Here is a 12551-nt window from a genome sequence, read left to right as displayed (position 1 = left end):
ATCTATTTATTCGGAAAAAGTAGAAAAAAAGTAGAAAAAATGTCAAATTGTCTCATTTTTAAAGAAATAAGTGTAAAAGTTAATGGAGATCCAAAAGCAAGCTGGAAAGGTCTCAAAGCACAGCGCTAAGCTTGCTGATAAAAGGAAGTAAGTCCATAAGATGCACACGACAGGGCAAGGATGATGATGATTCATCTTTGGTGTTGGCTTACTGATGAGGGACTCCTAACCTAGCTTTGGTTTCAGTAAAAAGAGTCGTCTATCTCCTAGTCTTCCATTCAAAAAATTTGAAGTTTCAAGCCGAATGGTGTATAATATATTCATGAATTGTATTCTATTATATAGGAAGTAATAGGGCACAATATATATATATATATATATGGAGTGTAAGAATGAATCATCCAGAAAAACAATTAAAATATAGTATTCGGAAAGTGAGTGTCGGTGCGGCTAGTGTTGTCATTGGGGCGCTCTATCTTTTGATGGGAGCTGGGATTGCTCATGCTGAGGGCGTGGAGTCGGCTAGAGGAGCTGAGAGGGCAGCAAACCCGACAGATCCAGACCAGTCTGGAAATGGAAAGACAGGAAACAAGCCTGACCTCAGCAATACAGATGCAGCAGCAAATACCTACAATGCTCCCGTGGCTGAAAATCCGCTAGTAGCTCCAGAAGCTGCCAAACCTCGTCGGACTAAAAGAGAATTACCTGATGGGGATGCAAGTAATCCATCGAATGGAGATACAGGGACTGAATCAGGCAATAACCAGCCAACAGGTGAAAAGTCACCTGTACTGGATGCCAATCGTAAAGGTGAGACAGTAAAAGACGATCAGCCTGGGGTACATGTACCTAAAGATGGAGAAACGGGTGGGGATGATAAGAATGCCCACTTAACATTTGATACTCCTGATGAAAATGCTACAGTTGAGTACATGTACAAAATCATCCAAAATATGCCGGATGACTTCCAAAACAATGAGCGTTCATACTTGAGAAATATGAACACCCTTGGTGATGCACTGAGATTTAAAGACGGAAAAGTCGTTAAAGATGAAGATGGCGAGAAACTACAAGATGGTGAAATTCGTGAAATTAACGAGTTCGGTGGTTGGAAAGCTATAGACGGTGGAACATTCGCCATCGGTAAGAAAAATGCTCAAGGGTATTTCACTGGTTGGTACTATAAAAAGGGTTCAACCACAGAAAAAGAGCAAGGCGGGATGCTTGGTTCTGATGCACTTGACCGAGTCTACCTTCACGAGCAAGCATTAGACCGTCGCTTCAAATATATGTTAATGCTTGCTAAAGGGCGTACTATCGCCAATAGAACTGATACAGCACAAGATGGATCTCGGTTTGAAATAGAAACAGAAAATAGAACAGGAAATAAGGAACATCTTAATAGCTTACCTGTAAAAGAGAAGGAAGATATTCTCCAGCATTCTCCAAATATTGAGGGATTCAATGGAATAGAAAAAACCTTCACTGCCTTTTCCACCAAATATGGAAGTCGCTTGAAAATCGACTTTGTAACAGGGTATATCTCAGACTATGAAGGGTCAAAAGGGACTTATCGTATCGTTGTTAAAGCGATTAAAAAAGGTGATAACGACGGTGAAACTAAAGAAGAAACTATCTATGACCATACTATCAACCGAATTGACGGAGTAGTAGAGAACGAAGAACGCTACAGCCAAGGTGTAGATTTAAAAGGGTTTAACCAAGTAATTAAAAAGTTATTGAGAGAGGAACATGAGAAAAAAGTTAAGCCTCTTGCAGCAGCAAGATATAAGGAGCAACATCCAGAAGTAAAACCCCCTAAATTTAGCCAATATAAAGACCTGATGCCTATTATCACAAAAGAGCTCGCTGAAAAAGACAAAGGGGCAGTTACCTACGAGTTACCTATCGATAAGGACGAATTGCATGAAGTAGAAAAAAACGGAAGACCATCTAATAAGTTTAAAGAAGGGATTCCTTTTATAGATGGTTATACAACTGTAGCCAATAAGCTTAATAATAGTTTTAGCAAAACTTTGGATCCAGATGTGCAACCAAACTCCCCAACATGGGCGAATACCAATGATACGAAATCGGATGGAACTCTAAAAAGAACTGACCCAGATCGTGTTTATGAAATATTAGATTTTGTATTGCCGACTGCGAAAAAAATTATCTATCATGCAGATACAGATCAATTAGAACTTCAAACAGATCCAGAAAAAGTAGACAAACATCGTAAAGAGTTAAATGCTAGACTAGCAACTAAAGAAGCAGATTTAAAAACTGCTACAGATGAAACTGAAATAACTAAACTAAAAAAAGAAATCTCTGCCTTAAAAGCAGCCATTGGATCCACAAACGCCTACACTTACCTGGAAGCAAGAAACGGTAGTCAAGAAGCAAAAATCCTTGGCTCACACATGGAAGCGGAAACTAAACCTTTACCAACTGAGATGAAGGAATCTGACTATAACAAATATCATACTAATGAACTTGCTGCGCAACATGATTCGAAGGATGATGATGGTCTTAAAGCATTCACTGCCTACTTTGTTGAAAAAGAAAACGTTATACGTAATAAGGTAATTTCTGATGAGGAATTATCCAAAGAAATTACTAAGGCAATTGGTGGAGATCGGGATAAACTAGGTAAAGGGGGTTACTTCTCAACAGGGGATATTCCATTGGACAAAGATGTCGTAGCCTATAAAATACAAGTGTTTGCGGAAAATAAAAAGCGTGTCGGTGTTAATAAGCAAAGTCCAAGACTTCAATATAACTTACCTATCCTAGCTGATTTCTCAGTAATCCAAGATACAGTAGAACCATCAAAAGAAGTAGCCAAACGGATTGTTGAGAAACAGATAAAAGAAAATAAAATCCCGCCAGAAGAAGGGGAAAAACTAAAAAGAAAAATTGATGAAAGTAAGAAAACATCGGAAGTTAGAAAAGCTATCTCAGGGAATGTAAAGGTCAAGTATGTCGATGAACAGGGACGAGATATACCACTATCTGATGAAGAAGCTAAAAAAGTCGGAGAAAAGTCTGATAATGGTACCTACCTTGTAGAAAAAGAAGCCCTTATTGGGTCAAGCTACGATGTAACAAGTAAGAAATTACGAGGGATTAACGCAGGTGAGAAAAAATACCGCCTAAAACGCTCTCTTGATAATACTGATGGCTTATATACAAATTCAGCAGCTGTCACAGGTTCAGTAACTTCAGCTGATAAGGTTGTAACATTTGTCTATGAAGAAGGGGAGCCAGCCAAAGCAAAAGCAGTTGTTCATGTGAAGAAGCAACAAGAAGCAGGAGACCCTGTCGAATTAGTTGACCATAAGCTAAATCTTGAAACAGAAGTAGGCGAAGAATTCCCATCAAAATCTGTAGAAGACAAAGTAAAAGAGTTGCAAAACTTAGGATATGAAATCGTCGATAATACCTTTACAAAGGGAACTCCTGATTCAAGAAAAGGAGACGACAAAGAGGATAAAGACGGAGAAGAGCCAACGCAGTCTTATACGATTACTGTAAGAGAAAAAGTGGAAACAGTAACAGAGCCGAAAAATCCAAACGATCCAGTAGATCCGAATAACGGAGAAGGACCAAAATGGCCAGAAACAGGACTAAAAGAGTCAGATCTTAAAAAAGAAGTAACAAGAACAATTACTTACGTTAAGAAAGAAACAGCGGATGGACAAGAAGAGCCAAGTGGAGTAGAAGATAAGGTAGATAAAGTTCTATTCAAACGAACTGCAACATATAATGTGGTTACTAAAAAAATCACTTATGGGGAATGGACGGCAACTACGGATGAAAGCCATCCAGCAAGTCAATTACCAGCAGTCGATACACCATTAAAAACTGGCTATGTAGCGGATATTAAACAAGTAGAAGGGCAAGATGCTCCAAAACCTACTGAGACAGGTGAAATAACAAACATTAACAAAAAAGTTGTTTATACTAAGTTAGGATCATGGGTACCGAAAATACCAGGAAAAACTCCAACACCGATTCCATATCCAAACAATCCGACAGATCCAACAAAACCTAAATATCCTGATTATCCAACAACACCAGTAAATCCAGGAGAAACACCAAACCCTCAACCTGAGAACCCAGGAGGAAATAACACTCCCGGTGGAGGCAATGAGACCCCAGGTGGTGAAACTCCAGGAACTCCTGAAAAACCAAAAACTCCAGAATTGCCGGTAATTCCATACGAACCAGGATACACACCAAAAATTGGTGAAACACCGTTAGAACCAGTTGATCCAAAAGATCCTAAAAAAGGATACAAGGTACCAGAAATACCAAAGGATCCTCAAAATAATACTATAATTGAGTACAAACCAAATCCACAAAAAATTCTTATCAAAGTTGTAAACGTCACAACTGGAGAAGAAGTAGAATTACCTAAAGAAAAACTTGAATTCAATGGCGTTTCTGATCAAGTAGTAACAACAGAAGATAGGGAAAAAGTTGATAATAAAATTGCATCTTTAAAACAACGAGGATATATCGTATCAACGAAGAACCCTATATCAGAAACAACTAAATATGATACAAAGGACGATTCTACAGAACCAACACAAATTTACAAAATTGTAGTAAATGAACTTATATCAAAAGATAAAGAAATTATACCAGTAACACGTACAATTAAATACGTTCAAATCGATGTTAAAGACGGAAAAGAAGTCAAAACAGAACTTAATACAGAAAAAATCAAAACAAAAGTAGATAAAGTTGAATTTTCAAGAGATGCATCTACTAGTTTGACAACATATATAACAAAATTTGGCAATTGGGATGCTGAAACAAAAGAGTTATTAAAAGTTGATACACCTGTATTAGATGGCTACCTTGCAAATGTCGCATCTGTAGAAAATAAACTGTTCAACCTGCTACAGAATCATATGAGGTGACAGTTGAATACAGAAAAATTGGGTCATGGGTATTAACACCTCCAACAGGCGTAACGCCACCAGATGGAAGTAATTTTGAACCTAAACCATATCCAAATCACCCAACAGATCCAACAAAACCTGGAACACCAGTATACCCTGAGCCAGGAATTCCAAAGGATCCGAATACACCGGAACCGCCAGTAATTCCATACGTACCAGGATACACACCAATGGTTCCTACGGACCCAACAAAACCAGTAGATCCAAATACAAACCCACTGAAACCGTTGGTACCAGTAGAACCAGAACATCCAGGAAAAGGATATAAAGTTCCAGATTTACCTAAAACACCAGAAACGAATACACCGATTACTTATGAAGGAAATCCACAAAAGATTTTAATTAAAGTAGTTAATGTAACTACAGGGGTAGAAGTGCCACTAGACAATGAAAAATTAGAATTTAACGGCAAATCAGGAGAAACGGTTAAAGAAACTGATAAAAATTCTGTTGATGCTAAGATAACTTCACTAAGAAATCGTGGATACATTGTAGATACAGTAAATCCACTAACTGCAACTACAAAATATGATACAGAGTCTGACGCTGGAAAACAAGAACCGACTCAGACATATAAATTAGTAGTAAGAGAAAAAATCTCAGCTGATAAAGAGTCTACAACTGTAACACGTACAATTAAATACGTTAAAGTTGATGTTCAAGATGGAAAAGAAGTCAGAACAGAACTTAACACGGAAAAAATCACGATGAAAGTAGATAAGGTTGAGTTTTCAAGAGATACAACAACTAATCTAACAACAGGTTTAACGGAAATTGGAACTTGGAATCATGAAAAACAAGAGTTCCCTAAAGTAGATACACCAGTTTTAGAAGGATATTTAGCAAATAAAGTGTCAGTACCTTCTAAAGAGGTAACGCCAGAATCTGATTCAATAGAAGAAGTAGTTGAATACAGAAAAATCGGTTCATGGGTGCCAAAAGTACCAGGAAAAGAAGAACCGACACCAATTCCGTATCCAAATGATCCAGATGATCCAACTAAGCCTAAAACTCCAGATTATCCAACCACTCCGCCACAACCAGGGCAACCAGTACCGAAAGTGCCAGTGATTCCATACGTTCCAGGCTATACACCTAAGACACCAAACGGAACTCCATTAGTACCTATAGATCCAGAACATCCAGAAAAAGGATATAAGGTGCCACCGGTTCCAGAAACGCCAAATGATCCTAAGATGGATACACCAATCAAGTATACACCAGATGGACAAAGAGCTATTGTCAAATTTGTTGTCATAGGCGAAGATGGAAAAGAAACGGAGCTTGTTGCTTCAAGGATGTCGCTGACAGGTAAAACTGGAGAGAAAATCCCAACAGAAAACTTTAATGATACATTGAAGAAACTAACAGGTGACCCAGTTAATAATGGTGACTACGAGTTAGTAGACAATCCTCTGAAAGATGGAGCGACATTTGACAACGTAAAAGATGAAGAAGGAAAAGATCCGTCTCAAGTCTTTGTTGTGAAGTTACGTCAAATCTATGTTATTCCACCGACACCGAGAATTGTCGAACGTCCAAGCGGTAATACTGTAGAAGTTGACGTGCCAAATAAAGATGCTGATACTTTATCTATTACATTTACAAAACGAAACAGTACTGAAAAAGAAACTATCGTTACGAAGAAAGATAAAGATGGTACGTGGAAAATTGAAAAATCTCCAGTTGGAGTGACTATCAATCCGACGAATGGTCGTGTTTATATTCCAAGTGAACAAGTTCAACCGAAGACATGGGTAGATACGCAAACAAAACATAAATACAAACAAAGTAAGATTGTTAGTGTTATGCCGAATATTCTTGATGTACCTAAATTTGAAGGAACAACAGAATGGATTGACGTAAATGGAAATGTCTTAAGACCAACTGAAAATGGTTTACATGAAAAAGGTCGAATTGCAAATCATGTTTGGTTGGAAAGTCGTTTGGAAGGAAATAAAGTCACACATATTTTCTTTGCAGGTTCTCCATCTGTAGATAAGCCAGAATATAAAATTACAGTCTGGTTTGATAAAGATGGTAATCCACTTAAACCAGATCAACCAGGTACTCATGAAGCTGGAAATATTCCAGGATACAGATATATTACAACTGTAACGGAGGAAGGTATTACGATTCATAGATTTGAAAAGATACCGCCAGTTCTCCCTAACGAACCAATTCCAGATAGACCTGAGGAGCCGAGACCACAACCAAATCCAGAGCATCCAAGTGCTCCTACTCCAAGCCCAGAACTACCAAATCAAGAGACTCCAATACCAGAACCAGATACTCCAAGACCTGAAACTCCAGTGAGTCCAGATCCAGAAGTGCCGACTTATGAGACAGGTAAGAGAGAGGAGTTGCCAAATACAGGTACAGAGGCTAATGCTGGCTTAGCTGGGGCAGGATTGTTGACCTTGTTAGCAGGTTTGGGACTAGGATTCTTCAAGAAAAAAGAAGATGAATCCGAATAATATAAAAACGTTGCTTCTTGCCAAAAGTTGGATGAGTTATCTGGCTTTTGGCTCGGAGTTAACAATCTATAAACTAAAATAAATATTAAATTGAGGAAAATATGACAAGAAAATCAACTAAGAATAAAAAGTATGCTCTACGCAAAATCGGAAAAGTTTTCGGTTCCTGCGTGGTGGCTACTGTCCTTACCCTAGGTGGTGTTGCAATAATGGCACCTAATGTAGTCTACGCTTCAGGTAATGAATCGGGGGGAGAGCCTCAGGATATTACAGATTTAAGTAGTAACGCAGATGGGTATGAAGTACGAATTCCTAAAGGGAAAAAATATGTAGGAAATGACAAGATTGAAAGTACTGATCCTGTATTGAAACATAAAGGTCATGATGGTAGAAGTTTTATCTTAAAAGCTGAAGAAGCTGATAATCTGAGTAAAAGTGAAATAGATGGTTATTTTGAAGAAGAAGGAAATGAACTAGAAAATTTATTCACAAAATTATATGATGAAAACGAAGATCGTCAAACTGATGAGAAATATAAAAGAGAGGATGCTGCTACTATAAATGAGCATGCAGGTGACGATCTTACAGATGGGTCAGGTTTTAAGGAACCTAGAATAAGTGAAATTGACCCTAAATATCCTCATCGTGTTGATTCAGGGGTAACGAATATTACTGAGACATATGATAGTAATAACGATGGTAAACCAGATAGAGCTGATGGTATGATTGATGATCAAGATACTATTGTAGATGCCAATAAACCGATAACAGTCAATCCAGAGGCAGACGAAAATGTTGTAAAAGAAGATGGAACAGTTGTCTTATCTAAGTATTATCGTATTCATGTGAATAAAGGAGACACAGCTAATAAAGACGATGACATCTATGAAGTTGGTACAAAGCCAACAGTCACAACCAATGAGATTGATTTTAAAACGATTTATGAGCCAAATGATCAAGATGTTGCAGGACATCAAATAGAAAAAACTCCTGGTAAAAAAGGTACTTCTACAACGACAACTACCTATACAGTCAATCCAGAGACAGGTGCACGTACTGCGAATCCATCTACAACAGAGGAAACAGAAAAACCTGTTAATAAAGTTGTTTTAGTTGGAACAAAACCAAAAGTAGAAGAAAAAGAATTACCATTTACAACACGCTATGTAGAAGATAAAACCAAAGACAAAGATTATCGAGAAACAACTCAACAAGGTGTTAAGGGTAAGGAAACAAAAACAACTACTTATACGTTGGATACAACGAATGGTACAGTCACAGAAAATGCTCCAACAACGGATACAGAACAACCAACAGAAGAAATTATAACAGTTGGAACAAAACCGAAAGTAGAAGAAAAAGAATTACCATTTACAACACGCTATGTAGAAGATAAAACCAAAGACAAAGATTATCGAGAAACAACTCAACAAGGTGTTAAGGGTAAGGAAACAAAAACAACTACTTATACGTTGGATACAACGAATGGTACAGTCACAGAAAATGCTCCAACAACGGATACAGAACAACCAACAGAAGAAATTATAACAGTTGGAACAAAACCGAAAGTAGAAGAAAAAGAACTACCATTTACAACACGTTATGTAGAAGATAATACAAAAGATAAGGATTATCGAGAAACTACACAAGTGGGAGTAAAAGGAAAAGAAACAACAACTACAACGTACACAATGGATCCAAACAACGGAACTGTGACAGAAAACAAGCCAACAGTAGTAAGAGAAGAACCAAAAGAAGAAATTATTACAGTTGGAACAAAACCGAAAGTAGTAGAAACACCAGAGACTCCACAACCAGAACAACCAGGTCAACCATCTGAGCCTGAAGACCAACCAAATCTTAAGGTAGCTCCGCCGACTATCGCTATTGTGGAAGAAGCGAATAAAGCAAGCATCGAAGTCAAAGCACCTAAGAAAGATGCGGATACAGTGAGAATTACGTATCCTAAGAGTGATGGCTCTGGTAATGAAGTTCTAACTCTTACCAAGCAACCTACTGGTGAATGGACTTTAGACAAACAACCTGAAAATGTTACATTAGACAAGAAAACAGGTACTGTAACCATTCCACGAGAATCAGTTGTCAATAAAGAAAAAGTCCAAGCTCAAGCCAAGCATAAAACGAGTGCTTATACTCCGTTTGTATACGCTGCTTTATCAATCGAAGAAGCAAACCCAGAGCATCCAGTAACGCTATGGGTAGATACAGCAGGTAAGGAGATTAAGGAAAAAGTAGTTGGCAAAAAAGTACAGGCTGGCGAAATTGCAGGCTACAAGTGGCTATCTAGTCGCTTAGAAGAAGGTATTTTGACGCATACATTTGAGAAAGTAGCGAATGGAACCCCAATTTTACCAGAAAGCCCAACTAGTCATCCAATGACTCCATCAAGTTCGCCATCAACTTCAACGCCAGAAAAACCAAACAAAGCTGAAACTCCAGCGGTTCGTACAGTATGGCGCGATGAAAACGGAAAAGACTTGAAAGTGCCATCAGTTGATAAGCAAGAAGCAGGTGAAGTTCCAGGCTATGAATTTGTTGAGAGTCACCGTGAAGGAGATAACTTGACAGTTCATGTGTTTAGAACCAAGCAAGCTCAAACTCCTGCTCCAAAAGACCAAACTCCAAGCCCAGCACCATCTAAAGTTTCAGAACAAAAAGGTGAAGCAGTGGCTACAGCTACATCAGAAAAGACAGTAGATAGTGTAACATCTACGAAAACATCTGATAAAGCAGAATTGCCAAACACAGGTACAGAAGCTAATGCTAGCTTGGCTAGCGCTGGTATCATGACCTTGTTAGCTGGTCTAGGACTAGGATTCTTCAAGAAAAAAGAAGACTAAAAACTCATAGTTTTTAAGAAGATGATTCGTCATCTTCTTTTTTTGGCTCATTGTCAACTGTAGTGGGGTGGAGAAAAGCTAAGATTAAGAAGAGGCTGAGAAAAAAGTCTCTCAAATCAGAAAAACGCATAGTATCAGGTATTGAAAAACTTGAGACTATGCGTTTTATTGTGGGAAGATTTACTTCATTTTTTCCGGAAGTTGAGTTTTGGTCCAGTCTCTTTAAATTATATGTTATCTTAAATTCAGAATAGAACATTATAACTTATAAAACATTGCTAGAAATTGATTCGACTTTACTATCCTATTTGTTCAGAGTTTATTTCATTTTGCTATAAAGTTTGAGATTTCTTTTGTTTTTTCTATTCTTTTTCCGAATAAATAGATAGAAGCATCAAATCTAGTAAATTAGATTAAAAAATGTGCTATAATGAGAGGAGAAGAAATATGATATTACGTCATCCGGGCATCAGCCCAACCAATGACTTGGTTGCTAAGAAAATCTTTAGCAATCCAGAAATCACTTGTCAATTTATTCGCGATATGCTGGACTTACCAGCTAAAAATGTGACCATTTTAGAGGGAAGCAATATTCACGTCTTGCCTTCCCTGCCTTACTCGGCTCAGGACTTCTATACAAGTATAGACGTCTTGGCGGAGTTAGATAATGGAACGCAAGTTATCATCGAAATTCAAGTTCATCATCAGAATTTTTTCATTAATCGTTTGTGGGCTTATCTATGCAGTCAAGTCAATCAAAACCTAGAAAAAATTCGCCAGCGAGAAGGTGATACCCACCAGAGCTACAAACACATCGCACCTGTTTACGCAATAGCTATTGTGGATAGTAATTATTTCCAAGATGATCTAGCTTTCCACAGTTTCAGTATGCGCGAAGACACGACGGGTGAAGTCTTAACCATCACAAGTAACGGTCAAGAAAACCATTTGGTTAAGATGGCGTTCTTAGAACTAAAAAAATATAGAGAAACCAGCAAAGACAAGGTTCGCAAGCCCTGGTTGGAGTTTTTCGGCAACAAGCCCTTTACCCAAGAACCCGAGCGAGCCATCAGCCAAGCAGACCAACTGCTGGACTACAAGAGCTGGTCCGAGGAGGATAGGGAAATGTTTAGTCAACTACGTATGCGTGAAGAACAAGCCTTGTTAGCACAGGACTATGCTTTGGAACAAGCTGAGGAAAAAGGTTTAGAGCGTGGACTTGAACGTGGTCGTGCAGAGGGGATTGAACAAGGCATCGAAAAAGGTTTAGCACAAGGACTTGAACGTGGACGAGCTGAGGGCATTGAACAGGGACTTGAACGTGGAAAACTCTTTGCCTTCCTAGACATGGTTCGTCAACATGTTTTAACTTCTGAATTTGCCAGCCAGCAGTTAGGAATGACTGTCACTGAGTTTGAAGAACTATTGAGAGACCATCACAAATAAGAACTAAAAAAATATAGAGAAACCAGCAAAGATAGCATTCGCAAGCCGTGGTTGGAGTTTTTTGGGAACAAGCCCTTTACTCAACAATCCGAGCGAGCCATCAGCCAAGCAGACCAACTGCTGGACTACAAGAGCTGGTCCGAGGAGGACAGAAAAATGTTTAGTCAACTACGTATGCGCGAAGAACAAGCCTTGTTAGCACAGGACTATGCTTTGGAAACCGCTAGGGCTGAGGGGGTTGAACAGGGTTTAGAACAAGGTTTAGAACAAGGTTTAGAACGTGGAAAACTTTTTGCCTTCTTAGACATGGTTCGTCAACATGTTTTAACTTCTGAATTTGCCAGCCAGCAGTTAGGAATGACTGTCGCTGAGTTTGAGTCACTCTTGTAAACGAGCGAAAATGTTTAGCTAGCTATCTTGCAAAAAAATAAGTAGAGTTTATAATCCAAATACTTTTTAATACCAAGAATAAGCAGAGCCGGTTTTTCTAGGATATTTGGGTTAAGACGATTGTCTTGAATGCCTTAGGGAAACATGCTATACTACTTGTATGATTATTTTACAAGCTAATAAAATTGAACGTTCTTTTGCAGGAGAGGTTCTTTTTGATAATATCAACCTGCAGGTTGATGAACGAGATCGGATTGCCCTTGTTGGGAAAAATGGTGCAGGTAAGTCTACTCTTTTGAAGATTTTAGTTGGAGAAGAGGAGCCAACTAGCGGAGAAATCAATAAGAAAAAAGATATTTCTCTGTCTTACCTAGCCCAAGATAGCCGTTTTGAGGTTGCAGATA

5 protein-coding genes and 1 pseudogene are annotated in these 12551 nt (G+C 38.4%); all 6 read left to right on the top strand.

Going from position 1 to position 12551, the window contains the following annotated elements:
• Nucleotides 1–392: 392 nt before the first annotated feature.
• Nucleotides 393–4931 (top strand): YSIRK-type signal peptide-containing protein, encoded by a 4539-nt coding sequence (locus HT679_RS06320; protein WP_173213608.1) that lies wholly within the window; start codon nt 393–395, stop codon nt 4929–4931.
• Nucleotides 4928–7450, top strand: a complete 2523-nt coding sequence (locus HT679_RS06315) for an LPXTG cell wall anchor domain-containing protein (RefSeq protein WP_173213599.1) — start codon at nt 4928–4930, stop codon at nt 7448–7450. Before HT679_RS06320 ends, HT679_RS06315 begins: the two co-directional genes overlap by 4 nt.
• 101 nt (nt 7451–7551) lie before the next feature.
• On the top strand, nt 7552–10311 hold the full coding sequence (locus tag HT679_RS06310) for a G5 domain-containing protein (protein WP_173213597.1): 2760 nt from the start codon (nt 7552–7554) through the stop codon (nt 10309–10311).
• A 447-nt stretch (nt 10312–10758) separates the two neighbouring features.
• The gene (locus HT679_RS06305) at nt 10759–11757 is read left to right on the top strand and encodes an Rpn family recombination-promoting nuclease/putative transposase (RefSeq protein ID WP_173213595.1); all 999 of its coding nucleotides are present in this window, start codon (nt 10759–10761) and stop codon (nt 11755–11757) included.
• Nucleotides 11758–12147, top strand: a pseudogene (locus HT679_RS06300) (flagellar assembly protein H domain protein); the annotation flags it as partial.
• 160 nt (nt 12148–12307) lie between these two features.
• A partial coding sequence (locus tag HT679_RS06295) for an ATP-binding cassette domain-containing protein (protein WP_172924303.1) occupies nt 12308–12551 on the top strand: 244 nt, incomplete at its 3' end.

This window comes from Streptococcus sp. 4886 (assembly GCF_013276485.1).
Classification (GTDB): domain Bacteria; phylum Bacillota; class Bacilli; order Lactobacillales; family Streptococcaceae; genus Streptococcus.
The sequence above is the reverse complement of the archived record's forward strand: the minus strand, read 5'-3'. Positions and strand labels throughout refer to the sequence as shown.

Coding starts and splice junctions, on each gene's coding strand:
- HT679_RS06320 (WP_173213608.1), top strand. CDS start 393: ATGAATCATCCAGAAAAACAATTAAAATATAGTATTCGGAAAGTGAGT.
- HT679_RS06310 (WP_173213597.1), top strand. CDS start 7,552: ATGACAAGAAAATCAACTAAGAATAAAAAGTATGCTCTACGCAAAATC.
- HT679_RS06305 (WP_173213595.1), top strand. CDS start 10,759: ATGATATTACGTCATCCGGGCATCAGCCCAACCAATGACTTGGTTGCT.